The 24,430-nt window shown below is 68.3% G+C and carries 23 protein-coding genes; 10 read left to right on the forward strand and 13 right to left on the reverse strand.

Features of this window, described 5'->3' with window-relative positions:
• Positions 1-23: 23 nt before the first annotated feature.
• Positions 24-482 carry a hypothetical protein gene (locus Q8N10_RS05095; RefSeq protein ID WP_304777111.1) on the reverse strand — a complete coding sequence of 153 codons (459 nt, stop codon included), beginning with the start codon at positions 480-482 and terminating at the stop codon, positions 24-26.
• A gap of 242 nt (positions 483-724) precedes the next feature.
• Here Q8N10_RS05095 and Q8N10_RS05100 point away from each other — a divergent pair, with 242 nt between their 5' ends.
• The 7 genes from Q8N10_RS05100 (at position 725) to mazG (ending at position 7,608) form a co-directional block, all read left to right on the forward strand.
• A complete protein-coding gene (locus Q8N10_RS05100; protein ID WP_304777112.1) occupies positions 725-1,399 on the forward strand; it encodes an ABC transporter ATP-binding protein in 675 nt (224 codons plus the stop codon).
• On the forward strand, positions 1,389-3,962 hold the full coding sequence (locus Q8N10_RS05105) for an ABC transporter permease (protein WP_304777113.1): 2,574 nt from the start codon (positions 1,389-1,391) through the stop codon (positions 3,960-3,962). The genes Q8N10_RS05100 and Q8N10_RS05105 overlap by 11 nt, the downstream gene beginning before the upstream one ends.
• Entirely contained in the window at positions 3,962-5,047 is a 1,086-nt protein-coding gene (locus tag Q8N10_RS05110; RefSeq protein WP_304777114.1) for a carotenoid 1,2-hydratase, read from the forward strand. Before Q8N10_RS05105 ends, Q8N10_RS05110 begins: the two co-directional genes overlap by 1 nt.
• 237 nt (positions 5,048-5,284) lie before the next feature.
• Positions 5,285-5,494: a cold-shock protein gene (locus Q8N10_RS05115; RefSeq protein WP_215340550.1), complete on the forward strand. Its 210-nt coding sequence runs from the start codon at positions 5,285-5,287 to the stop codon at positions 5,492-5,494.
• A gap of 236 nt (positions 5,495-5,730) precedes the next feature.
• Complete coding sequence (locus tag Q8N10_RS05120; protein WP_304777115.1) at positions 5,731-6,093, forward strand: hypothetical protein; 363 nt, start codon at positions 5,731-5,733, stop codon at positions 6,091-6,093.
• Positions 6,094-6,195: 102 nt separating this feature from the next.
• Complete coding sequence (locus Q8N10_RS05125; RefSeq protein ID WP_304777116.1) at positions 6,196-6,690, forward strand: hypothetical protein; 495 nt, start codon at positions 6,196-6,198, stop codon at positions 6,688-6,690.
• A 111-nt stretch (positions 6,691-6,801) separates the two neighbouring features.
• A complete protein-coding gene (gene mazG / locus Q8N10_RS05130) occupies positions 6,802-7,608 on the forward strand; it encodes a nucleoside triphosphate pyrophosphohydrolase (protein ID WP_304777117.1) in 807 nt (268 codons plus the stop codon).
• Position 7,609: 1 nt separating this feature from the next.
• Here mazG and Q8N10_RS05135 read toward each other — a convergent pair whose 3' ends face one another.
• The 9 genes from Q8N10_RS05135 to dusB form a co-directional block, all read right to left on the reverse strand.
• Positions 7,610-7,915, reverse strand: a complete 306-nt coding sequence (locus Q8N10_RS05135; protein WP_304777118.1) for a hypothetical protein — start codon at positions 7,913-7,915, stop codon at positions 7,610-7,612.
• 15 nt (positions 7,916-7,930) lie between these two features.
• Positions 7,931-9,244, reverse strand: a complete 1,314-nt coding sequence (gene hflX / locus Q8N10_RS05140; protein ID WP_304777119.1) for a GTPase HflX — start codon at positions 9,242-9,244, stop codon at positions 7,931-7,933.
• Positions 9,241-9,489 (reverse strand): RNA chaperone Hfq, encoded by a 249-nt coding sequence (hfq, locus tag Q8N10_RS05145; protein ID WP_215340521.1) that lies wholly within the window; start codon positions 9,487-9,489, stop codon positions 9,241-9,243. The genes hflX and hfq overlap by 4 nt, the downstream gene beginning before the upstream one ends.
• Positions 9,490-9,590: 101 nt before the next feature.
• Complete coding sequence (locus Q8N10_RS05150; protein WP_304777120.1) at positions 9,591-10,454, reverse strand: D-amino-acid transaminase; 864 nt, start codon at positions 10,452-10,454, stop codon at positions 9,591-9,593.
• Positions 10,454-11,845, reverse strand: coding sequence for a sigma-54 dependent transcriptional regulator (locus Q8N10_RS05155; protein WP_304777121.1), 1,392 nt, complete (start codon positions 11,843-11,845; stop codon positions 10,454-10,456). Before Q8N10_RS05155 ends, Q8N10_RS05150 begins: the two co-directional genes overlap by 1 nt.
• Entirely contained in the window at positions 11,835-14,072 is a 2,238-nt protein-coding gene (locus Q8N10_RS05160) for a PAS domain-containing sensor histidine kinase (RefSeq protein ID WP_304777122.1), read from the reverse strand. The genes Q8N10_RS05155 and Q8N10_RS05160 overlap by 11 nt, the downstream gene beginning before the upstream one ends.
• A 79-nt stretch (positions 14,073-14,151) precedes the next feature.
• Positions 14,152-15,582 (reverse strand): sigma 54-interacting transcriptional regulator, encoded by a 1,431-nt coding sequence (locus Q8N10_RS05165; RefSeq protein WP_304777123.1) that lies wholly within the window; start codon positions 15,580-15,582, stop codon positions 14,152-14,154.
• Entirely contained in the window at positions 15,579-16,700 is a 1,122-nt protein-coding gene (locus Q8N10_RS05170) for a nitrogen regulation protein NR(II) (RefSeq protein ID WP_304777124.1), read from the reverse strand. Before Q8N10_RS05170 ends, Q8N10_RS05165 begins: the two co-directional genes overlap by 4 nt.
• Positions 16,697-17,707 carry a tRNA dihydrouridine synthase DusB gene (gene dusB / locus Q8N10_RS05175; protein ID WP_304777125.1) on the reverse strand — a complete coding sequence of 337 codons (1,011 nt, stop codon included), beginning with the start codon at positions 17,705-17,707 and terminating at the stop codon, positions 16,697-16,699. Before dusB ends, Q8N10_RS05170 begins: the two co-directional genes overlap by 4 nt.
• A 92-nt stretch (positions 17,708-17,799) precedes the next feature.
• On the opposite strand from dusB, the gene Q8N10_RS05180 reads away from it, so the two are divergent.
• Positions 17,800-18,945: a bifunctional 2-C-methyl-D-erythritol 4-phosphate cytidylyltransferase/2-C-methyl-D-erythritol 2,4-cyclodiphosphate synthase gene (locus Q8N10_RS05180; protein ID WP_304777126.1), complete on the forward strand. Its 1,146-nt coding sequence runs from the start codon at positions 17,800-17,802 to the stop codon at positions 18,943-18,945.
• Here the strand turns inward: Q8N10_RS05180 and Q8N10_RS05185 are convergent.
• The gene (locus Q8N10_RS05185) at positions 18,942-21,239 is read right to left on the reverse strand and encodes a spermidine synthase (RefSeq protein WP_304777127.1); all 2,298 of its coding nucleotides are present in this window, start codon (positions 21,237-21,239) and stop codon (positions 18,942-18,944) included. The genes Q8N10_RS05180 and Q8N10_RS05185 overlap by 4 nt on opposite strands.
• 84 nt (positions 21,240-21,323) lie before the next feature.
• Between Q8N10_RS05185 and Q8N10_RS05190 the strand changes: the two genes are divergently transcribed.
• A complete protein-coding gene (locus tag Q8N10_RS05190; protein ID WP_304777128.1) occupies positions 21,324-21,815 on the forward strand; it encodes a CinA family protein in 492 nt (163 codons plus the stop codon).
• On the opposite strand, the gene Q8N10_RS05195 is transcribed toward Q8N10_RS05190, so the two are convergent.
• Complete coding sequence (locus Q8N10_RS05195) at positions 21,812-22,255, reverse strand: type II toxin-antitoxin system RatA family toxin (RefSeq protein ID WP_304777129.1); 444 nt, start codon at positions 22,253-22,255, stop codon at positions 21,812-21,814. The genes Q8N10_RS05190 and Q8N10_RS05195 overlap by 4 nt on opposite strands.
• A 3-nt stretch (positions 22,256-22,258) precedes the next feature.
• Positions 22,259-23,218, reverse strand: a complete 960-nt coding sequence (lipA, locus tag Q8N10_RS05200; protein WP_304777130.1) for a lipoyl synthase — start codon at positions 23,216-23,218, stop codon at positions 22,259-22,261.
• 153 nt (positions 23,219-23,371) lie between these two features.
• Between lipA and Q8N10_RS05205 the strand changes: the two genes are divergently transcribed.
• A complete protein-coding gene (locus tag Q8N10_RS05205) occupies positions 23,372-24,391 on the forward strand; it encodes an alpha/beta hydrolase (RefSeq protein ID WP_304777131.1) in 1,020 nt (339 codons plus the stop codon).
• The last annotated feature ends 39 nt before the right edge of the window (positions 24,392-24,430 follow it).

Here is a 24,430-nt window from a genome sequence, read left to right on the forward strand (position 1 = left end):
CGCGGGCGTCATGCGCCGTCCCCTCAGTGTGGATACTGGTCCACCAGGGCCAGCCTCACCACACGAGCCGTCCTCTCCAGGATCGCGCCCGGCGCGATCACCGCATTGGCGCCGACCCGGGTCTCGTCCCCCAGCAGTGCACCGAACTTCTCCACGCCGGTCTCGAGCACGCCGCCGCGCCAGGCGATGCGGATGGCCTTGTCCTCCAGCTCGTTGCGGTAGTTGGCGACGATGGCGCCCGCCTCGATGTTCACGCCCGCTCCCAGGATGGAATCTCCGACGAAGTTCAGGTGAGCCAGCTTGGCGCCCTTGAACATGAAGCTGGTCTTCAGCTCCGCGTTCGGCCCCACGATGCAGGCCTCGTCGAGGAAGACGCCGCCGCGGAGATAGGCCCCGGCGGCCACGAAGCAGAGCGGACCGATGATGGCCGGGCCCTTTACGACAGCGCCGGCCTCGACCGTGGCGGAACGGTGCAGCGCCACGTCGCCGTTAACCACGTAGTCTGTTGAGAGACATGCAATCGCCGCCGCCACGTGGGCCTCGGCACATGCTGGGTGACGTCCCATGGGGCGGCCACCAGGGCGCCGAACGGCGAGGCGGCCCAACGGGCGACGAAGGCGGCGATCTCAACGGTCATGGTGTGCTCCCGGGCTGAGGGGCTTTCCGCCGGATCAGATGAGTCGGTCGAGTGGTGTCGGCGGCGGCTTGCGCTAGGTTGGCGGGCATGAGTCCCCCGGTCCTTTCCCTCACCGCCCTGCGCAAATCCGTTCCAGGCGGCCGCGTCCTGTTCGAGGGCCTGGACCTGGACGTTCCGCCCGGCGAGATCGTCGCCATCATGGGCGAGTCCGGGGTTGGCAAGTCCACCCTGCTGAACCTGGTCGCAGGACTGGACCAGGCTGACAACGGCGGCGTGGCCATCGACGGCGTGGCCCTGGAGAGCCTGGACGAGGACGGGCGCACGCGGGTGCGGCGGGACCGGATCGGCTTCGTGTTTCAGGCCTTCCACATCCTGCCGCACCTGACCCTGGCCCAGAACGTCGCCCTGCCCCTCGTCCTTCAGAATGTGGAGGCCGGTGAGGCGACGGCGAAGGCCACGACGATGCTGGACTCGATCGGCCTGCCTGGCCGGGCTGGCGACCGGCCCTCGCAGCTTTCCGGCGGCGAGCTTCAGCGCGTCGCCCTGGCCCGCGCCCTGGTCCACCGACCGGCCCTGGTCCTGGCCGACGAGCCCACCGGCAACCTCGATCCCGAGACCGCGGCGCGGATTCTCGACCTGTTTGTCGCCGAGGTGCGCGGCTCGGGCGCGGCCGCGATCCTGGTGACCCATTCCGAGCGCGCAGCGGCCGTGGCCGACCGCAGCCTTGTTCTCACGCGCGACGGCCTGCGCCATGCCGGCTGATCGCCGCCCTCTCAGCCGCACGGCGCTCAGGTGGATGATGGTCGGGGAATGGCGCGACCATCCTGGCCGTGTGGTGACGGCGGCCCTGGCCATCGCCATCGGCGTGGCCCTGGGCTTCGCTGTCCACCTGATCAACGGTTCGGCCCAGAACGAGCTGGCCCAGGCGGTGCGCTCGGTGAACGCTGACGCCGACCTGCAGGTCCATGCCACGACGCCGCTCGGCTTCGACGAAGCGCTCTATCCGGTCCTGGCGCGGACGCCGGGAATCGCCGCGGCGAGCCCGGTCGTCGAACTGTCGGCGCGGTTCGGGACCGGCCCATCGCGATCCCTGGAGGGCGGCCGTCTGACCGTCCTCGGGATCGACCCGCTGCGGGCCGCCAGCGTCACCCCTGCCCTGCTTGGTCGGGTGTCGGCCCCCGCGCAGGGGGCCAGCGGCTTCGTGCCGGAGAGCCTGTTCGATCCCCGGGCCATCGTCCTGTCGCCAGCCGCTCTGGCGGCCAGCGGTCGCCAGGTTGGCGAGGCGGTGACCATCACGGCGGCGGGGCGCAGCGTGGAATTCGTCGTGGCGGGCCTGCTGAGCGGCGCGACCTCGGAGCAGCAGGTGGCGGTGCTGGACATCGCCACCGCCCAGTGGCTGTTCGGCAGCCTGGGGCGTCTGCAGCGCATCGACCTTAAGTTCACGCCAGGCGCCGACCCCGCTGCGGTGCAGGCCGCCCTGCGCGCCCGCCTCCCTGCTGACGCCCAGATTGTCACCGCGCAGTCGGAGGCGCGGCGTGGCGACAACCTCACCAGGGCCTATCGGGTCAATCTGGAAATGCTGGCCATGATGGCCCTGCTGACTGGCGGGTTCCTTGTCTATTCGGCCCAATCCCTGTCGGTGGCACGCCGGCGGCCGCAGTTCGCCCTGCTCCGGGTCCTGGGTCTCGAGCGCCGCGGTCTGCTGGCCCAGGTCTTCGTCGAGGGCGCCCTGCTCGGCGGCGTCGGGGCCGCGCTCGGGCTCGCCCTCGGGCTTGGCGTCGCGATGGGAACCCTGCGCTTCCTGGGCGGCGACCTTGGCGGCGGTTATTTCCGGGGCACGGCCCCCGACCTCGTCGTGGCGCCCCTCCCCGTCGTGGTCTTCTTCGTCCTTGGACTGGTGGCCGCCTTGCTCGGCAGCCTGCTGCCAGCCCTTGAGGCTGGTCGCGCACAGCCGGGCATCGCGCTCAAGGACCTGGGCGACAAGAACGATCCCAATACCCGTCCCGCCGGGTGGTGGGGCCTGGGCCTCCTGGCGGCGGGCGGCGCCGCGGCTTTCCTGCCGGCCGTCTGGGGTTTGCCGCTGTTCGGCTATCTCTCCATCGCGCTGATGCTGGCCGGCGGCGTCGCGGCCATGCCCTGGCTCGCCAGGATCCTGCTGACCCCCCTGCTGGGGGCCGGCCGCGGCAATGTCTCCATCGACCTGGCGATCAAGCGCCTGTGGGGCGCGCCGGCCCAGGCGGCGGTCGCGCTGTGCGGGATCGTCGCCAGCACCAGCCTGATGGTGGCCATGGCGGTCATGGTGGCCAGTCTGCGGGGCTCGGTGGACGATTGGCTGACCGAAATTCTGCCGTCGGACCTGCTGTTCCGGGTCGAGAGCGGCGGCTTTGACGCCGAGACCCGCGCCCGAATCGCGCGGGCGCCGGGCGTCGCGGACATCGTGTTCCAGAAGTCCCTGCCCATGCAGCTTTCGGCCGACATGCCGCCCCTCGTCCTGCTGGTCCGGCCAGTGGACAAGGCCCAGCCCAAGGCCAGTCTCCCGGTGATCGGGCGCACCGCGACCGCACCGCCGGGCGTGACGCCGGTCTGGCTCTCGGAACCGGCCGCCCGGCTCTATGGCCACCGCGTCGGCCAAAGGATGGTCCTTCCCCTCGGCGGCGGAGACCCGAATGTGTTCGTGGCCGGGGTCTGGCGCGACTATGCCCGCCAATCCGGCGCCGTCGCCATGGACGAGGCCGACTACACCCGCCTGACTGGCGACGACCTGCGCACCGAAGCTTCCCTCAGCCTGTCGCCCGGCGCGACGGCGGCCAGCACCCGCGAGGTGATCCGCGCCACCCTGCCCCCGGCCCTCGCCGCCCAGGTCCAGTTTTTCGAGACGCGGCAGATGCGAGCGATAGCCTTGCGCCTGTTCGATTCCAGCTTCGCCCTGACCTACGCCCTGGAGGCCATCGCCATTGTCGTCGGGCTGGCCGGGGTGGCCGCCACCTTCTCGGCCCAGACCCTGGCCAGGACCAAGGAGTTCGGCATGCTGCGCCATGTGGGCGTCCTGCGCCGGCAGATCGTCCTGATGTTGGCCGTGGAGGGCGGGCTGCTGGGGGCTGTGGGGGTCATCGCCGGGCTGGGCCTCGGTCTCGCCATGAGCCAGGTGCTGATCCATGTCGTGAACCCGCAATCCTTTCACTGGACGATGGAAACCCGCCTTCCCCTTGGTCTATTCGCAAGCCTCGCCATAGCCTTGGTCGCGGCCGGGGCGGGAACAGCCGTGCTGGCCGGCCGGCGGGCGCTGTCGGCCGACGCCGTCCGCGCCGTGCGAGAGGATTGGTGATGCCCCGCGCCTTGCGGCTGGCAGGCCTTGCTCTGCTGGCCTGGATGCTGACCGCCGCGGCGGCGGACAAGCCGGTCCTGCCGGTGTTTCCCGAGGTGCGGGCCGGCCGCCCCCTGAGTTTCCCCGCCGACCACGGCTCGCATCCCGACTACCGGACCGAGTGGTGGTACGTCACGGGCTGGCTGAAGACGGAAGACGGCCGCGACCTCGGCTTCCAGGTGACCTTCTTCCGCAGCCGCCTGTCGGTTGACCAGCGCAACCCCAGCGCCTTCGCACCCAAGCAGATCCTATTCGCCCATGCTGGCCTGTCGGACCCCGCGGTGGGCAGGCTGCGGCACGATGGGCGCATGGCTCGCCAGGGCCTTGGCCTGGCGGAAGCCTCCACCAAGGACGCCCGTATCGTCATCGACGACTGGCGCCTGGAGCGTGGGGCGGATGGCCGGTTCGTCGCCAAGGCCATCGGCGCCGACTTCACCCTCGATCTCGCCTTTACTCCGACCCAGCCGGTCCTGTTGCAGGGCGACCGGGGGCTTAGCCGCAAAGGTCCCCTGCCCGCCCAGGCCAGCCACTATTACAGCCTGCCGCACTTGAAGGTGACCGGTTCAGTCCTCCAGGGCCGCGGGCGCGCCAAGGTCACCGGCGAGGCCTGGCTCGATCACGAGTGGTCCTCCACCCTGCTCGATCCGAAGGCCGTCGGCTGGGACTGGGTGGGGCTGAACCTGGACGATGGGGGCGCCCTCACCGCTTTCCGGGTGCGTGATGCGGCCGGAAACGCGCTGTGGTCCGGCGGGTCCCTGCGAGCGGCGGACGGCACGACCTCTCGACTGGGGCCACAAGACGTGCGGTTCACCACGGAGCGGATCTGGCGCTCGCCACGGACCGGGGGCCGGTATCCAGTGCAGGGCGAGGTGATTGTGCGCACCCCGACCGGCGAGCGCCGCTGGCGACTGACGCCGCTCTTCGATGACCAGGAACTCGATAGCCGGGCCACCGGCGGTCCGGTCTATTGGGAGGGAGCTGTAAGGGCGCCAGGCGCCCGCGGCTACCTCGAGCTCACCGGCTATGTGTCGCCTCTGAAGATGTGAGAAAACCCGGTCGGCCGGGCGGTTTCCCGGACCGGTGACCCTGCCCCAGCGCCAACAATGCCTTGCGTTCTGAAGACATTCATGAGAGATGGGCCTCATCGAATTTCGACTTGGCGCGGCTCGCGATTTCGGCTCACCACTGGTGAGACCCCGAAGTTACCCTCCCTACCATCATGAACTTTGATTCTGCGGCGACGCTTTGTCAGCCGAATACACTATTGCTAGGACTAAACGACTATGGCTACCGGTACTGTGAAGTGGTTCAATGCGACCAAGGGCTTCGGTTTCATCGAGCCTGAAAATGGCGGCGGCGACGTGTTCGTCCACATTTCGGCTGTTGAACGTTCGACCCTGGGCTCGATCCACGAAGGTCAAAAGCTCAACTACGAACTTGAACGCGATCAGCGCAGCGGCAAGATGTCCGCCGGGCAACTGACTGCGGCTTAAGACGAACCGGACGTCCGCAAACGCGGAGTCCTGAACGTTCTGACGGGCCGGCCTCGCGCCGGCCCGTTTTCGTTTTGTCTGTCTGTTTTGAGACAGGTCCATGAAAGACCCCCGGCGGGCCGGGTTTGTGCTATGGTTCAGGCCGCTCTCTGGAGCCCTGTCGGCGCGCCGCCCAACCCCGCCGACCTGCCCGACGCGTGCCGCCCAAGGCGGGGCCCCTCGGGGAAGAAAGGCGAATGATGATCAAGTCCTACAAGGTTGCAGCCACCAGCACCCGCGGCCCCACCATTGAAGACCTGCGTGCGGCCGTGACCAAGGCCGAAGCTGACGGCGTGTCGCGCGACACCATGCTGCTTCGCCTGACTTTCCGTGACGAATCCCTGATCAAGCGCAGCCCCGAGGTCGGCCTCGATGAGGTCAGCTTCATCGACGGCGAAATGCGCTTCGTCGGCGTCCGGGTGAAGGTCGGCAACATCCCCCTCAGCCTCCTGGATGTCGATCCGCAGCCCGATCCCGAGCCGGAACCCGCGCCTGTGAAGGTCAAGAAGACCCGCGCAAAGGCCAAGCCGAAGGTTGTGGCCGAAGCCACCGCCGACTAGCACAAGCTTCGCCACAGTAAGGCCACGCTTGGGCGGCTCCATGGCGCTCGGGCGGCCGACCCCCATATCCGCCTGACACTGCTTCATCCTCGGAGCCTGCTCATGCGCCTCATTCTTTCCTCTCTCGCGGCCCTGGCGGCGAGTTCGGTTATGGCCGCGCCGCTATCGACCGTGGGCAGTGTCGAGGTTTCCATCTCGCCTGAACTTCAGAAGAAGGCCGCCGACGATCTCGGCGTGCGGGATGTCGACCGCCTGGCGGCCGAACTGCGCCGGGATGTCACCCGCGAGCTCGAGCGCACCGGTGTGCTGGCTGGCGGTCGCATGCAGCTGGTGCTGACCGACGTGCGGCCGAACCGGCCGACATTCCGCCAACTCGGCAACCAGCCAGGCCTGTCCTACGAGAGCTATGGAATCGGCGGCGCAACCATTGATGGTCAGGCGATCTCGGTGACCGGAGAAGTCACTCCTATCCATTTCCAATGGTACGACAGCGACATCCGCCAAGCCTGGACCAAGAGCACCTGGTCGGACGCGAACTACGCCTTCCATCGTTTCGCCTACCGCTATGGCCGCGGCGAGTCCTACGCCGCACGTTGAACCGACGCCGGCCCACGGTCGGCCCAGATCGCCCTTGCCTGGCCACGCCGCGCGCGGTCAGATCGCGCCTCGCGGAAAACAGGTTTCCGCGTGCTCCTGGGATCTTGCAACATGGCCGCGGAACGACCGATCGACAGGCTGTTGGCCATCATGGCCCGTCTGCGCGATCCTCAGGGCGGCTGCGAGTGGGACCTTGAGCAGACCTTCGCCACCATCGCTCCCTACACCGTCGAGGAGGCCTATGAGGTCGCCGACGCCATCGAGCGCAACGACCTGACCGACCTGCGGGATGAACTCGGGGACCTGCTGTTCCAGGTCGTCTTCCATGCCCGCATGGCGCAGGAGCAAGACGCCTTCGACTTCGACGACGTGGCCGACGCCATTTCCGAGAAGATGATCCGCCGCCATCCCCATGTGTTCGGCGCCGAGGCGCAGCGCACCGCCGCCCAGCAGACCCAAGCCTGGGAGGAAATCAAGGCGAAGGAACGCGCCGGCAAGGGCCGGAACGAAAGCCTCCTGGACGACGTGCCGGCCAGCCTCCCGGCCCTGACCCGCGCGGTGAAACTGTCGCGTCGGGCCGCCACCGTGGGCTTCGTCTGGCCAACCATCGGGGAAGTGGTGGCCAAGCTCGACGAGGAGGTCCGCGAGCTGAAGGTCGAGATCGCGGCTGACGATCGGGACAAGGCCCGGGCCGAATTGGGGGACGTGCTGTTCGTGGTCGCCAATATCGCGCGCACCCTGGACATCGACCCCGAGGATGCGCTTCGCGCCACCAACGCCAAGTTCGCCCGCCGCTTCCGCCATATCGAGAGAGAGTTGAAGGCGCGTGGCAAGACGCCGGACCAGTCGGACCTGGCGGAAATGGACGCTCTGTGGGACGCGGCCAAGGCGGCCGAGAAGGCTGCCGCCGCGGAGTAGACTAGAGGCCGCCTGCGATGATCAGCAACGCCCAGATCCCCGGGCTCCACAGCAGCGGCCAGACCGCGCCGTCGGCGCGGCGGAGGAAGGCGATCCAGGCCAGCGGCGGGGCGGCCAGCAGGGCCAGAGGCAGGGTGTCGCCCGCCAAGGTCGTGATCACCTCACGATGGTTCATGATCTCGCTCGGCGAAATCCGGGTCAGCCCGACCCACGCCGCAGCCAGCGCCAGAAGCACCTCCAGAACAGACATCACGATGAGGCCGGGAGGCGCCCGGCGCGGGCCAGGCTGGATAGGGACATAGTCCACGTAAACGCTCCGGCGTCAGGCCCGCAGGCGGGCCTGCGGGAAGAGTTGCTCAAACTGTCCCAGGGCCTGGGCGCTCAGCTTCACCGCAAGACGCGTGCCACCATCGTCCTGGGTCTCGCGCTCCATCACTCGTCCATGTCGGTAGAGCCAGGCCACAGCCGCGCCCTGAGCCGCCGTTGCGGTGATCTCAACGGCGGGCGCCTCGTCCACCATCTCGGCGACCAGCGCCAGCAGTTCGTCGCAGCCCTCGCCGGTGACGGCGGAGACAGTGATGGCCGGGGGATTGGCGCGTCGGGCGTCGCCGATCACCCGGTCGCGGTCCTCGGCGTCGACCATGTCCAGCTTGTTCCAGACCTCGATCAGGCGTCGCTCCTCGATCTCCACACCGAGCCGGGACAGCACGGTGCGCACATCCTGCGCCTGCGCGTCGGTTTCGTCGCTGGAGATGTCGCGGACGTGCAGGATGACATCGGCCTCCTTCACCTCCTCCAGGGTAGCGCGGAACGCTTCGACCAGTTCGTGCGGCAGTTCGGAAATGAAGCCCACCGTGTCCGACAGGATCGCCGGCCGCCCGTCGGGCAGGTCCAGCATCCGGATGGTGGGATCCAGGGTGGCGAACAGCATGTCCTCGGCCACCACCTCGGCCTTGGTCAGCCGGTTGAACAGGGTCGACTTGCCAGCATTGGTGTAGCCGACGAGCGCGACCGATGGGTAGGGGTGACGCTGGCGCGCGCCGCGCTGAAGGTCACGGGTCCGCCGGACCTCGACCAATTCCTTCTTCAGCTTGACGATCTTGTCGGCGATCAGTCGACGGTCGGTCTCGATCTGGGTTTCCCCCGGACCGCCCATCACCCCTGCCCCGCCCCGTTGCCGTTCGAGGTGGGTCCAGGTGCGGACCAAGCGTGACTTCTCGTAGGACAGGCGCGCCAGTTCGACCTGCAGCCGCCCTTCCTTGGTCCGCGCCCGGCGGGCGAAAATCTCCAGGATCAGGCCGGTTCGGTCGATGACCTTGACCTTCCAGGCCTTCTCCAGGTTCCGCTGCTGCACCGGAGTCAGCTGGTCGTCGACGACCGCCACGTCAGCCTCGGCGGCCTCGATGATGTTGCCGATCTCCTCGACCTTGCCCTTGCCGAACAGGGTGGCGGGCACGCGTTTGCGCAACGGCGCGATGAAGGCGTCGGCGATCTCGAGATCCAGGGCCAGGGCAAGCCCGATGGCTTCCTCCAGCCGCCCTTCGGCGGTCCGGGATTGGCCCCGTTCGTCACGGACGGGGTGGATGACGATGGCCCCCTGCGGGGGGACTTCGCGATCTATGAGTTTAGAGTTCAATCGGCCTCGTCTTCCGCCGGCTCGTACAATTGCACGGGCTGGGCCGGCATAATGGTCGAGATGGCGTGCTTGTAGACCAGTTGCGACTGGCCATCGCGGCGGAGAAGCACGCAGAAGTTATCGAACCAGCTGACCACGCCCTGCAGCTTCACGCCGTTCACCAGGAAGATCGTCAACGGCGTCTTCGACTTGCGCACGCTGTTCAGAAACGTGTCCTGCAGGTTTTGTTTCTTTTCGTTCGACATGGCTTTTCGCCCTTTGTTCTGGATCGGCGGCCAACACGGCCGCCACACACAAGTTGGACGCTAGACCTCTCTCTGTGACCGACGCAATCGCGCCGTGCTGTTCAGATCGCGGTTGCTCGCGCACGCTCGATATAGAGGCTTCGCAGCTTCATCGCCACTGGCCCAACGGTTCCATCTCCAACCGGTTGCCCGTCTACTGCGACGACGGGCATGACGAGGGTCCCGGCGCCGGTGATGAAGGCCTCCTTGGCGGCGCGCGCCTCATCGGGGGTGAAGGGGCGTTCGTCCACCTTCATCCCCTGCTCCCTCAGGATATCCAGCAGGCTGTAGCGGGTCACGCCGCGCAGGATGTTGGCGTTGGTGGCGCGAGTGCGCACCGTGCCGTCGGCGTCGATGATCCAGGCGTTGGAGGACGAGCCCTCGGTCACCAGGCCCATCTCGTCCACGAACCAGGCCTCCGCGGCCCCGCGTTCCTTCGCCGCCTGCTTCGCCATCGCGTTGGGCAGCAGGCCCACCGTCTTGATGTCGCAACGGCCCCAGCGGTTCTCCTGGGTGGTGATCACCGAGACGCCCTTGGCGGCCTTGGCCTCGGTGGCGGCGCGGTCGATCGCCTTGACCGTGACCACGATGCTGGGCGGGGTGCCTGGATGGGGGAAGGCGTGATCGCGGGGCGCGACACCGCGGCCGACCTGCAGATAGACCAGCCCCTCGCGGATACGGTTCCGCCGCACGGTCTCCTTCAGCACCATGGTCAGGGCTGCCCGGCTCATGGGCATGGCGATCTTGAGCTCGCCCAGGCTCCGTTCAAGGCGGGCGAAGTGGCCCTCCGGATCGGCCAGCTTGCCATCGAACAGCGACCACACCTCGTAGACCGCGTCAGCCAGCTGATAGCCGCGATCCTCGATATGGACGACGGCCTGATCATGACGCGAGAAGCGTCCGTTCACATAGGCGATGCGGCCCATCAGGCGTCCTCTTCTTCCACGGGGCGGGCGCCCGAAAGGCCAAGCGACTTCAGTTTCCGGTGCAAGGCCGAGCGCTCCATGCCGATAAAGGCCGCGGTGCGCGAGATGTTGCCGGAGAAGCGCAGCATCTGGGCGTTCAGGTACTCACGCTCAAAGACCTCGCGGGCCTCGCGCAGCGGCAGGGCGATGATCCGATCGGCCCCCAGCGACGAACCCTGGTCCGACGGCGAAGAATCGCCCGGCAACATGTCGGCGCTAATGGCTTCGCTGGGGTCGCCTGAGGCCAGGATCAGCATCCGCTCCACATTGTTGCGTAGCTGGCGCAGGTTCCCGGGCCAGGCCTTGACCTGCAGGGTCGCCAGGGCGTCGTCCGCCAGCCGACGGCGCGGCATGCCAGTGGCCTCGCAGATGCGCTGGATGAAGTAGTCCACCAGTTCGGGGATATCCTCCCTGTGCTCGGCCAGTCCCGGCACCATCACCGGCACCACGTTCAGGCGGTGGAACAGGTCCTCGCGGAATCGCCCGCCGGCGATCTCCTCGCGCAGATCCCGCGAGGTGGAGGAGACGACCCGAACGTCAACCTGCACGTCGCTGTCGCCGCCCACGCGCCGGAAGCGCTGCTCCACCAGCACCCGCAGGATGCGGCTCTGAGTCTCGAAAGGCATGTCGGCCACTTCATCCAGATAGAGGGTGCCGCCATGGGCGCGCTCGAAGACGCCGATCTTGGCCGGGCGACCGGTCTCGGCCTCTTCGCCGAACAGCTCGAGATCCATGCGCTCGGGGGTCATGCCGGCGGCGCTGATGACGACGAACTCCGCCTTGGCCCGGGCGCTGGCGGCGTGGATCATCCGCGCCACGGTCTCCTTGCCTGCGCCGGGCGGGCCGGCGATCAGGACGCGGCTGTTTGCGCCGGCCAGCTTGGGGATCAGGCTGCGCAGCTGCTGGGTCGCCATCGATCTACCCACCAGGCCGTCGGGCATGATCGCCTGGGTGCGAAGCCGCCGGTTCTCGCGCTTCAGGCTGGTGGCCTCCAGGGCGCGCTCAACGATGAGCAGCAGCTTATCGGACTTGAAGGGCTTCTCCAGGAACTCGTAGGCCCCGCGCTTTATCGCGCTGACGGCGGTCTCGATATTGCCGTGGCCCGAGATCATGATCACCGGGAAGTCGGCGTCGAGGGTGCGGAGCATGTCCAGGAGCTCCAGCCCGTCCATGCCGCCGCCCTGCATCCAGATGTCGAGCACCAGCAGGGACGGCTTGCGCGCCCGGATGGCGGCGAGCGCCGATTCCGAGTCGTTGGCCGTCCGGACCGCATAGCCCTCGTCCGACAGGATGCCGGCCACGAGTTCGCGGATATCGGCCTCGTCGTCCACCACCAGAATGTCAGCCGCCATTGGTCACCTCTAGTCCGTGATCGTCGGTGACGGCGCCTACCCGCGCCGTCGTCGGAAGTTTTAGCAGGACGCGGGCGCCCCTGCCCTGCGTCGCGTCGGTCAGAATCAGCTCGCCACCGTGGTCCTCGAGGATCCGCTTGACGATGGCCAGACCAAGGCCCGTGCCCTTCTCGCGGGTCGTGACATAGGGCTCGGTCAGCCGGTCGCGGTCCTTTTCGGGCAGGCCCACGCCATTGTCCTCGATACTTATGCAGACGCCGGCCGCATCGGAGGTCAGCTCGGCGATGATCCGCCCCTCGGGCTGGGGCTCATCGGCGACCCTGGCCGCGACAGCCTCCGCCGCATTCTTCAGGATATTGGTCAGCCCCTGGGCCAGCATCCGTCCATCGGCCATCAGCACGGTGGGCGGCAAAGGCTCCACCAGGTCGATCTCGATATCGGGGCTCGCCACGCGCTGGGCGAAGACGCCGGCGCGCAACAGCTCCACCAGATCCTGCTCGGCGAACTTGGGCGCCGGCATGCGTGCGAAGGCCGAGAATTCGTCCACCATCCGGCCGATGTCCCCGACCTGACGCACGATGGTGTCGGTGCAACGGTCGAAGATTTCCAGGTCCTCGACGGGGACGCCCTTGCGGAACTTGCGTTGCAGGCGCTCGGCCGACAGCTGGATGGGGGTCAGGGGGTTCTTGATCTCATGGGCGATACGCCGCGCCACGTCGCGCCAGGCGGCGTTCCGCTGGGCTGAGACCAGGCGGGTGATGTCGTCGAAGGTCAGGACCAGGCCGCTTTCGCTGCGGCTGGCGCGCACACGCAGGCGGCGCGTCTCCCGATCGCGGTCGACGTCCACCTCTTCCTCGGCCTCGCCGGCGATGCGGGCGTTTTCGGCGATCAGCACGAACTCCGGGGCCACATCGGCGAGCCTGCGGCCACGCGCGAAAGACGCACCCAAGCCCAGCAGTTCGGTCGCCTGCCTATTGGCGGCCGAAATCCGCCCGTCGGAATCCAGACCAATGACCCCCGCCGACACCTCGGCGAGCACCGTCTCGATGAACTGCCGATCCTGGTCGGCCTCGTCGCGGGCCCGCTGCAGGGCCGCCTGCTGAACCTGAAGATCATGGGTCATGCTGTTGAATGCCCTAGATAATACGGCGATTTCCCCAGGATCCTTGTCGGCGTCAACTCGGGCCGTAAGATCGCCCCCGGCCACCTTGCCCGCGGCCTGCACCAGGCGTCCCACGGGACCGGAAATGGCGTTGGCCGCCGCCATGCCGAGCCACACAGCGCCCACCAGGACCAGCAGGGCGGTCTCCATGTACGAGAGCGCGAACACGGCCTGGATTCGCTGACGGCTTTGGGCCGCCTCGCGATAGGAGACCAGGGATGCATCGGCGTCGGTCAGGTGGTTGATGATCCCCTTCTCAACGGGCTTGGCCACATAGAGATAGGCGTCGGGATAGGCCGTCAGCTTGAAAACCGCCCGCATCAGGTCCGCCGAATCGAAGGCCGGCACCGAGATGTCGCCCTCGTCGGCCGCCTTGAAGCTGCTCTCCGGCGGCGTGACATAGGCGGGCGCGTCGCCGGCCTCGGCGCGGGCGAGCACCCGGCCTTCGCCATCGATCAGATAGGCGGCCGGGAAGGCGTGATACGACGCCTGGTAGGCCAGGAAGTGACTGAAAGTGATGGGGCTGGACTGCAGGGCCGGCGCTGCGCGGTTGAGGTCCACGGCCATCAGGGTCACGTGGTCGCCGATGTAGCGTTTCTGGTCCTCCACATAGGACCGCGCCACCGTGGCCGAGTTTTCCACCACGGTCTGGACCCGCTCGGAGAACCAGTTTTCCACGCCCCGGTTGACCAGCACGCCGTAGAACAGCGCCACGACGACGGCCGGGGCGACGGCCGCGAGCGCGAACATCGCGACGAATCTCAGATGTAGGCGGGCCCCGGCGTCCATCGACCGAGCGTCCAGTAAGGCCACCAGGCGTGTGGCCATGATCGCGGCGAGGCCAAGGATCAGCACCAGATTGAAGCCGAGCAGCACCAGGATGTTCTTGCTGGCCGGCGCCAGGGGCCCGGTCTCTGGCGGCGACGCGGCGAGCAGGATGGCGACGCCGGTCAGCACCAGGGCCAGGGCGTAGCCGCCGCCGAGCACATAGCGTGACTGAACAGCCCGCCACAGCCGCGCGGCCGGCGCTCGAGGATTCTCGCCGTCGTGGGTCAGGGACGCCATAACGCCGCGACCCTAGGCGGAACTGTGCCTGAGACTCAACAGGTTGTTGCGAGAATGCTTCACATACGCGTCAGGAAGTTCAGCGGCGTCCTCGAGCCATCTCCACACCCAGGTCCTGGATTTTCTTGCGCAGGGTGTTGCGGTTGAGACCGAGGATCTCGGCGGCGCGAACCTGGTTGCCTCGCGTGGCGGTGAGGGTCAGCTGGATCAGCGGCCGCTCGATTTCCTCCAGCACCCGGTCGTAGAGCCCCGCGGGCGGCAGGCCGTCGGGCTGTTCGGCGAAATAGCCGCCCAGGTGGCGCTCCACCAGGGTGGCCAGGGTCACCGGCCCCTCCTGGCCCTGAATCTGCGGCTGCTGATCGGCTAGCTCGCGCTCGACGATTCGGGCGCTGATCAGCTCTTCGGCATAGAGGGCGCAGATCCGGCGGATCAGGTTCTCCAGCTCGCGGACGTTGCCGGGCCAGAAGTGCAGCTTCAGCCTTTCGAGCGCGGCGGCGTCGATGGTCTTGGAGGGAAGGCCTTCGCGGTTGGCGCGCAGCAGGAAGGCGCGCGCCAGGTCCGGGATGTCCTCCACCCGGTCACGAAGCGGCGGCAGCCGCAGCGGGGCGACGTTGAGCCGGAAGAACAGGTCCTCGCGGAACAGCCCCTGCTGGATCAGGCCCCGCAGGTCACGGTTGGTGGCGGCGATGATCCGCACATTCGGCCGGCGGCCAGTCTTCGGGTTCAGGGCCGGCTCGGAGCCGTCGATGACACGCAGCAGCCGGGTCTGGGCGTCCAGCGGCATGTCGCCGATCTCGTCCAGGAACAGGGTGCCGCCGTCGGCCTCGACGAGCTTGCCGTGGTCGCCGTCCTCGCGGCCGAACAGCTCGGTCTCCACCCGCTCGCGCGGCACTGCCGCCAGGTTGATGACCACGAACTTGCCGTCCTTGCGGCGTCCCATCTCGTGCAGGGCGCGGGCCACCAGCTCCTTGCCGGTCCCCGACTCGCCGAGGATCAGCACGGTGAGGTCGGCGCCCACCAGGCGGGCGATCGTCCGATAGACGTCCTGCATGGGCCCCGAGCGGCCGATCAGCGGCAGGCGCTCGTCGCGCACGGCGCGGGCCTGGGCCTTGGATGCCTCGGAGTCAGCCGGCTTGGCCAGGGCCCGACGCGCCGCCGAGGTCATGTCGTCCAGGTCGAAGGGCTTGGAGATATAGTCGAAGGCGCCCACCTCGGCGGCGTTGACCGCCGTCAGCAGGGTGTTCTGTGCGCTCATGACGATGACCGGCAGCTTGGGGCGGTCCTTGCGAATGCGCGGCAGCACGTCGAAGACGTTCTCGTCAGGCATCATCACGTCGGTGACCACCAGGTCCCCCTCCCCGTCCGAGACCCACTTCAGCAGGGTGGTGGCGTTGCCGGTCGCCCGGACCTGGTACCCAAGTCGGGCGAAGGCCTGACTGAGCACCAGCCGGATCGAGGAGTCGTCGTCGGCGATCAGGATCTTCTTGTTGGCGTTGGCGATCGCGTTCATGCCGAGACGTCCTCTTCAGATGCGATGGGCAGCAGCACGCGGAAGGTCGTGCGACCGGGCTCCGATTCGAAATCGATCAGGCCGCCGTGGCCTGACACGAGCTTGGAGACCAGCGCCAGGCCCAGACCTGCGCCGTTGACCTTGGTGGTTACAAAGGGCTGGAACAGGCTGTCGCGCAGATGCAGCGGAATCCCCGGGCCGTTGTCCTGGATGCGGATCTCCAGAGGCGCGCCGCGCAGGGCTTGCCCCTTGGCGGCCCGGACCCGGACGCCGTGACGGTAAGCGGTGTGGATGGTGACCTCGCCGCGGTTGTCGCCCCGGCTGTGGGCCGCCTCCGAGGCGTTCTTCACCAGGTTCAGGAAGATCTGGATCAGCTGATCCTCATCGCCATAGGTCAGCGGCAGCGAGGGGTCATAGAGATCCTTCAACACCAGGCCGTCGGCGAAGCCGTTGACGGCCAGCGCCCGCACACGGTCCAGAACCTGGTGGATATTGATCGGCGTGCAGACCGGCAGGGCGTCGTCGGAGAAGGCCTCCATGCGGTCCACCAGCCGGCGGACACGGTCGGTCTCGTCGACGATCAGCTGGGCCAGCGGGGTGTCTTCGGCCTTGGCGCCAGCCTTCAGCAGCTGGGCCGCGCCTCGGATCCCCATCAGCGGGTTCTTGATTTCGTGGGCCAGCATGCGGCCGAGACCGACGATGGTGCGCAGACCGGCGGCCTCAGCCCCCGTGCGCTCCCCGCCCAGGGCGCCGCCCTTGACGTGCAGCGTCAGCAGCACCGAGCCATCGCCGAGCGGGGCCGCTGCGCCGTCGGCCTCGAAGGAGGGATGGCCGAACAGACTGATTTCCACACCGCGCTCGCGGACCGGAGCATCCTCCTCCAGGGCCCGATTGAGCAGGGAGACCAGGGCCGAGCCTTCCGGCAGGGCCGCGCCGAAGCGGCCCCGGGTCAGCAGGCTGAGCCCCTGGCCGAAAAGGGCCTCAGCGGCCTCGTTCACCGCCACCAGGGCGCCGTCGCCGTTCACCACCAGGGCTGGTTCAGGGGAGAGGTCGAAGGCCGCAGCCTTCAGGACATCCAGATTTATGCCGCTGCTTGCGGCCCTTGTTTGACTGTTCATGCCGCCAATCTCGTTTGGGGATCGCGCCAGAGCGCGATGAGGCCTTCCTCGACCAGGGCGGGATCCTCCAGGCGGCAGAGCGCGGAACGTGCGATCTGCCTGGCCTCGACCTGCATGGGCCAGGGCGCGTTATCGACATAGGACGCCAGATGCTTGCGGAAGATCCGCAGGCCCAGACGGTCGCCGTAGAAATTCAGGCTGTCCCGGAAGTGCTCCAGGGCGATGCCCAGGCGGGTTTCGACGTCAGGTTCGACGAAGGTTCCGCCGTTCAACTCGGTCTCGATCTGGGTGGCGACCCAGGGTCGGCCATAGACGCCGCGCCCGACCATGACGCCGTCGGCGCCAGACTGGGCCAGGGCCTCGCGGGCCGTGGCGCCGTCGACGATGTCGCCATTAACGATAACTGGGATGGAAACCGCAGCCTTCACCGCGCGGACGGCGGTCCAGTCGGCGACCCCCTTGTAGAACTGGCTGCGGGTGCGGCCGTGGATGGTGACCGCCTTGGCGCCGCGCCGTTCCGCCATCGCGGCGATCTCGGGCGCGTTCCTCGACTTGTCGTCCCAGCCCAGGCGCATCTTGACGGTGACCGGGATGTCGACGGCGTCCACCGTGGCGGCGATCAGCGCCTCGGCAAGGTCGGGCTCGCGCATCAGAGCTGAACCGGACTGGGCGCCGCCGGTTACCTCCTTGGCCGGACAACCGAAGTTCAAGTCGATGATGTGGGCGCCCGCCTGCGCGGCCAGCAGGGCGCCGCGCGCCATGTGGACCGGATCACGGCCGACGAGTTGAACCACCATCAGGGGAAGGCCCTCGCCCACTGCGGCCCGGCGCACGACATCGGGTCGGCCCCTGGAGAACTCGGCGCAGGCGACCATCTCGGTCGCCACATAGGCGGCCCCAAGCTTGCTGGCCGCCCTGCGGAACGGCAGGTCGGAAACGCCGGTCATGGGCGCGATCCACGCCCGACCCAACACTTCGATATCCCCGACCGCGAGCGTGTTGCTCATTTTGTAATCAACCCCATCGCCGCCTTTTTAGGCAATTTGTGCGGCGCCGTAAAGCCTAGACAGGACACGATCGCCCTCTAAACAACGTCGCCATGAACTTTTCTGCCGTCGTTGTCGCCGCAGGCTCTAGCACCCGGGCCGGACCAGGGGCGCCCAAGCCCTGGCGCAGCCTGGGCGGACGACCGATTCTGCGCTGGTCGGTCGAGGCCCTGAGCCGCGCCGGAGCCCGAGAAATCATCGTGGTCACAGCGCCTGAGCGCACGGCGGACGCCGATGAGGCCCTCGCAGGTTTGGCGAGTTGGAAAGCCGTCCCGGGCGGGGTCACGCGGGCTGAGTCGGTCCAGGCGGGCCTCGCCGCGCTCTCGACCCCCGACGAAGAAGCGGTTCTTGTCCACGACGCCGCCCGGCCCTTCGTGACCTCCGCCCACGTCCAGAGCCTGCTGGTCGCCCTGGCCGAGGCTGAGGGCGCTGTTCCCGCCCTCCCCGTGGCCGACACCCTGAAGCGTGGCGTGGACATCGTCGCCGAGACGGTGTCGCGAAACGGCCTCTGGCGCGCCCAGACGCCGCAGGCGTTCCGCCTCCGCACCCTGAGGCAGGCCTATGGCGCCTGGCCCGCCGACGCGGAGCCCACCGACGACGCCGCCGTGGTGGAGCGCGCCGGAGGCAAGGTGGCCCTGGTCCCCGGCGATCCCCTGTTGATGAAGCTGACCTATCCGGAGGACTTCGCCATGGCCGAACAGCTGGCGGGCGGGCGGCGGATTGTCCGCACCGGCTTCGGGGTCGACGCACACCGCTGGGGGCCAGGCGAGGCGGTCTGGCTTTGCGGGGTCAAGATCGACCACGACCAGACCCTGGTCGGCCATTCCGACGCCGACGCCGGCCTGCACGCCCTGACCGACGCCATCCTGGGCGCCATCGGCGAAGGCGACATTGGCGAGCACTTCCCGCCCACCGATCCCCAATGGAAGGGCGCCTCCTCTGACCGATTCCTCGTCCATGCGGCCAAGCTGGTGGCGGCCAAGGGCGGATCGCTCCTCAACGTCGACGTCACCCTGATCTGCGAGCGTCCGAAGATCCGCCCGCACCGCGACGCCATGCGCGCGCGCCTGGCGGAACTGCTCGCCCTGCCCCTCGACCGGGTCAGCGTAAAGGCGACCACGACCGAAGGCATGGGCTTCACCGGCCGGGGCGAAGGCCTGATGGCTCAGGCGGTGGCGACGGTGGAGACGCCCGCCTAGGGCAGCCAGTCCCAGCGTTCCTTCATCCGGCCGTAGAGGGCGCCCACGAGGTTCGTGTAGTCGTCGGTCCAGGGCCGCGCGAGGGTGGGTTCGCTGGGCGTCCAGCGCCGATCGGCCGCGAAGGCGGCGAGCGCCGCCTCGTTGCGCGCCACGATCAGGGCGTCCTCCGAAGATTCCCACAGCATGGGCGAGTTCTTGGCCGCGCCATGCCGCTGCAATAGCGCCTCCCCGCCGGCGGCGTAGGCGACCGCCATGGCCGGACTGCGCAGATCCAGGTTCCGGTTCGACAGGTGGAGGATCAACACCCCATCAGGCTTGATGTGGGTCAGGTAGGCCTTCATCGCCTCCACGGTCAGCAGGTGGGCGGGAACACTGTCGGAGGAGAAGGCGTCGATCAGCAGGATATCGAACTGGTTCGTCGGTTGCCGGGCCAGGGTCAAGCGGGCGTCGCCCACCACGTAGTCGATCTGGCCCTTGGCGCATTCCGTCGTGTAGCTGAAGTGTGCTGGGTCGGTGGCGACGCGGATCACCAGGGGGTCGATCTCGAAGAAGGTCAGGTGATCTCCTGGCCGGGTATAGGCCGCCACGGCCCCTGTCCCCAGGCCCACGGCGCCGATCCGCAGGACGCGCCTCTCCCCCAGTCGCTGGGTGAACACCTGGCCGATGGGGGTCTCCGGCGCGTAATAGACCAGGGGACGGCAGCGCCAGCGCGGGTCCTGGGCCTGGGCGCCGTGCAGGGTCGTACCATGCGAGAGCATGCGAACCGTGCCTCCCATCTCGGGCAGTTGCAGCTCCGACTGTCGGACCACCCCGAAGAAGCTGCGCCAGCTCTTCAGTACGTCGACCTTGTCGCCCGCACCCTCCGCCGCCAGCGAGATGATGGTGATGATCCCGAAGAAGACGATGCCGCGGCGGCGCACCAGGAAGGCGCAGACGACGGCCACGGCCAGGGCGACCTTCACGAGCAGCAGCATCAGATCGTGGCCGGTCATGCCGAGCATGTCGGCGCGGCCGATCTGGCCGGTATAGGCGGCGAAGGTCGCGACCGGCGCCGCGACAGCCGCGAGGCAACCGAGCGCGAAGGTCACCCAGCGCCAGCGCTCGATGGGCCCCTCGCCCCAGGGGCGGACCAGACAGGCCAGCGCCAGGACCAGGGGATACTCCCAGACATTGTTGAAGATCGCCGGGGCGAGGAAGGCGTTGAACCCGCCGCCCACCACGCCGCCGAAGGACATCCACAGATAGAACTCGGTCAGCCGGCTCGGGTTCGGCCGCCGCGCCACCAGGGCCTGGTGGCACATCAGGGCGGTCAGGAAGTAGGCCGAGAGGTGGATGAATAGCTGCAGGAAGAGGTTGCTGGCCTTGAAGGGCAGCAGGGAGGCGCAGGCCGCCACGGCGGCGGCCTGCAGGATCAGCGTCGTGTCTTGCGAGATCGCCGGCTTGGTGGAGAAGGCGATGATGAAGGTGACCAGGTAGAGGGCCAGCGGCACCACCCAGATGAAGGGGGCGGAGGCCACATCTGTCGTCAGGTGGGTGGTGACCCCCATCATCAGGCTGGAGGGGATGGCTGCCAGGACGACCCAGGTCAGCCGGTTGCGCCAGGTAGGCGCGTCGCCGCCGGCCTCGGCGGTCTCGGTCACAACGGGCGCGGGCGCAGCGGCCCCCCGGGTGACGAAATACATCAGCGCGGCCATCAGCAGGATGAAACCGCCGTAGCCCAGGCTCCAGCCCATGGCCTGGGCGTGCAGGCTGGTGAGCGGCTCCACGACGATCGGATAGGCCAGCAGCGCGATCAGGCTTCCGAGGTTGCTGGCGGCATAGAGGGCGTAGGGTTCGGAACCGCTGTCGGCGTGCAGCGTGCGCGCGTGCCAGGCCTGCACCAGGGGCGCCGTGGCCGACAGCACTGCGAAGGGCGCGCCGATCGAGACGGCCATCACCCCTAGCAGCCACAGGGCCGGATGCTCCGAACTGGGCGCGCCAAAGACCCCGGTGACATGCATCGGCAGCACCAGGGCGGCGAGGATCATCGCAGCCAGGTGGATGCCCGCCTGCATGCGGATCGATTGCACGCGTTGCAGCGAATGAGCGTAGCCGTAGCCAACCAGCAGGGCGGTCTGGAAGAAGGCCAGGCTGGTGTTCCAGATCGACGGCCCGCCCCCCAGCAGGGGCAGGACCAGCTTGGCGATCATCGGCTGGACCAGGAACACAAGGCTGGCGCTGGCGAAGATGGTCAGCACGAACAGCAGCGGCGATCGGCCCACGGCGGAGGTTGCGGCGACGTCCTGCGTGGTCATGTTTCGAATCGTCTTGTATCCGGGGTCGCGGCGATGTTGTGGTCTCGCTTCAACCTTGCCTAGCTGTGTCGGAGTCGCGCGCCCATGTTTTCCCTCGAGATCGAGACCCTCGCGCGCCTGCTCATCGACGAGGCCCGGGAGCGCAACCTGCGTATCGTCACCGCCGAGAGCTGCACCGGCGGCCTGGTGGCCGGCGCCATCTGCTCGATCTCCGGTGCGTCGGACGTGTTCGAGCGGGGCTTTGTCACCTACACCAATCGCGCCAAGCAGGAACTTCTCGGCATTCCGGGCGACCTGCTGGCCGACCTGGGGGCGGTATCCGAGCCCGTGGCCCGCATGATGGCCGAGGGCGCGCTGGAAGCGTCAAACGCCCACATCTCAGTGGCCATCACCGGAGTGGCGGGTCCCCACGGCGGCACCTCGTTCAAGCCCGTGGGCACGGTCCATATCGCCACGGCGCGGACCAACCACGGCCTGATGCACCGCCAGGAATTCTTCCAGTACGAGACCCGGTCGGAAATCCAGCTGGCCGCCGTGCAGGTGGCCCTGCAGGCGCTACGCGACCGGATGAGTTAGCCGTAGAGCGCCTTCGCCCGAGCCTCGAAGCACGCCATCAGCTTGTCGACGGCGTGTGAGAAGTTCGAGGTCAGCAAGGCGCCCAGCATCTTCGACTTGAACTCGAACTCGATGTCGAACACGACGCGGGTCCCCTCGCCCTCGGGCTCAAACCTCCACCGGTTGCGCAGGGATTTGAACGGTCCCGAGATCAGGCCGACGTCGATCTGGCGCCCTGCAGGGTCGCGGCGCACGCGGGTGGAGAAGGTCTCCTTCAGGAAGGAGAAGCCGACCTTCGCCTCGGCGTCGGTCCAGCTCATGCCCTGGCTGTCGGTGCGGCTGTTCCAGGTGCGCATGCCCACGATCCACGGCACGAACTGCGGATAGGCCTCCACGTCGCCAACCAGAGTGAGCAGCTGGTCCGGCGTGTAGGGCAGAGTTCGGATGACCTGGTGGCGCAAGACCTAGGCTGCGTCCTTGGCCCGGCGGGCGGCCTGCAGCTTGGCGAAGTCCTCGCCGGCATGGTGCGATGAGCGGGTCAGGGGGCTGGCCGAGACCATCAGGAACCCCTTGGCCCGCGCGATCTCCTCATAGGCGTGGAACTCGTCCGGCGTCACGAACCGGTCGACCGCGGCGTGCTTGCGGGTCGGTTGCAGGTACTGGCCGATGGTCAGGAAATCGATGCCGGCCGAACGCATGTCGTCCATCACCTGCATGACCTCCTCCTTGGTCTCGCCCAGTCCGACCATCAGGCCTGACTTGGTGAACTGTTCAGGGTCGCGCTCCTTCACCCGCTCCAGCAGGCGCAGGGAGTGGAAGTAGCGGGCGCCTGGGCGGATCGACAGGTAGAGGCGCGGGACAGTCTCCAGGTTGTGGTTGAAGACGTCGGGCTTGGCGTCGATCACCAGCTCGGCGGCCGAGGCCGGCTTGCGCAGGAAATCCGGGGTCAGGATCTCGATGGTGGTGCCGCTGGCCTGGGCGCGGATCGCGCGCACCACCTGAGCGAAGTGGTCGGCCCCACCATCGGCCAGGTCGTCGCGGTCCACCGAGGTGATCACCACGTGCTTCAGGCCCATCTTGGCCACGGCGTCGGCGACGCGGGCGGGCTCGGTGGGGTCGAGGGCCTGCGGCTTGCCGGTGATGACGTTGCAGAAGGCGCAGGCCCGGGTGCAGGTGTCGCCCATGATCATCATGGTGGCGTGGTTGATGCTCCAGCACTCGCCGATGTTCGGGCAGGCGGCTTCCTCGCAGACCGTGGTGAGGCCGTGTTCCTTCACCAGGGCCTTGGTGACCGAATAGCCCGGTGAGCCCGGGGCGCGGACACGCAGCCATTCGGGTTTGCGCAGCATCGGCGTGTCGGGCCGGGACTGCTTTTCAGGGTGCCGCGGCCTTGCGCCGGTGACGGTGTCGATAACGGTCGCCATGCCCCCTAGATCGGCGTTCGGGCCGCTTGGATCAAGCCACGATTGAGCAGCCTTGCGCCACAGCGGTGAACTGGGTTCAAAGACGGCATGGTCCGCGCCCTGGCAGTCGCCGCTTTGCTCCTGTTGCTCGCGGCGTGCGGCCGCGGCGATCTGATGGGGCCGTTCGCGGAGACCCAGGCGCCGCCGGCGCTCAGCCCCCGCTTCTACCCGCCAGAAGGCTGGGCCTGGGGCTTCATTGAGACCGGCGGCAAACCCGCCCAGCGCTACGGCGTCGCCGCCGGCTGGCGGGCGCCCAGGGCCACGGTCGTGATCCTGCCGGGCTACGGAGAGTCGGCCGAGGCCTGGTTCGAGACCGCCAGCGGCCTGATCCGGCGCGGCTACACCGTCTGGATCCTCGAGAGGGCGGGTCAGGGCGGGTCGGCTCGCTACACCCTGCCCCGCGACCTTGGGTTTGTTCCGAGCTTCGAGCCCGATGTCGCCAATGTCGGCGCCCTGGTCCGGGTGGTGATCCGTCCCCCGGAAACCTCCCCGCTGATCCTGCTGGGCCATGCCGACGGCGCGGTCGTGGCGCTGCGGGCCGTGGAGGCCGGGCTGAAGGTCGATGCCGTGATCCTGTCGTCGCCGGACGTCGCGTCGCGCGCCGTCAGCGCAGACTCGGCCCAGGCGCTCGCAGGCCGCGCGGGCCTCGGCCGACTGCCGTCGACCGACTGGCGGCCCTGGAGCCGATCAGCGCCCGACGCGCGCGGCCAGGGCCTCACCCACGACGCCTGGCGCGGGCGGGTTCAGCAGGCCTGGCAGACCGCCAATCCGGACCTGCGCATGTCGTCACCCAGTCTCGGCTGGCGCGGCGCCCACCAGGCCGCCAGCCGCGCGGCGGAGGCCAACGCCGGCGCGGTGAAGGCCGAGGTCCTGATGCTGCTGCCCGACAAGACCACCAAGGAAGCCCTCGCGCTCTGCAAGGCCCTGCCCCACTGTCGCTCGGTCGCCGTCCCGGGCGCCTTTGCGGCCCTGCACCTGGAGGAAGATCGCTTCCGTCAGCCCTGGATGGACCAGGTCACCGGCTATATCGCCGCCAGAGTCGAGGCCGAGCGCCAAGCTGAAGTCGCCCCGCCTGCGGCCGAAACCCCGGCCCCGGCCCCGACTCCAGAGGAGAATTCCCCGCCCCCGCCCTGAAACCGCCTCACGCATTGTAACGTATCCTTGCAATGACGA

It is taken from the genome of Phenylobacterium sp., assembly GCF_030693625.1.
GTDB classification, from domain to species: domain Bacteria; phylum Pseudomonadota; class Alphaproteobacteria; order Caulobacterales; family Caulobacteraceae; genus Phenylobacterium; species Phenylobacterium ferrooxidans.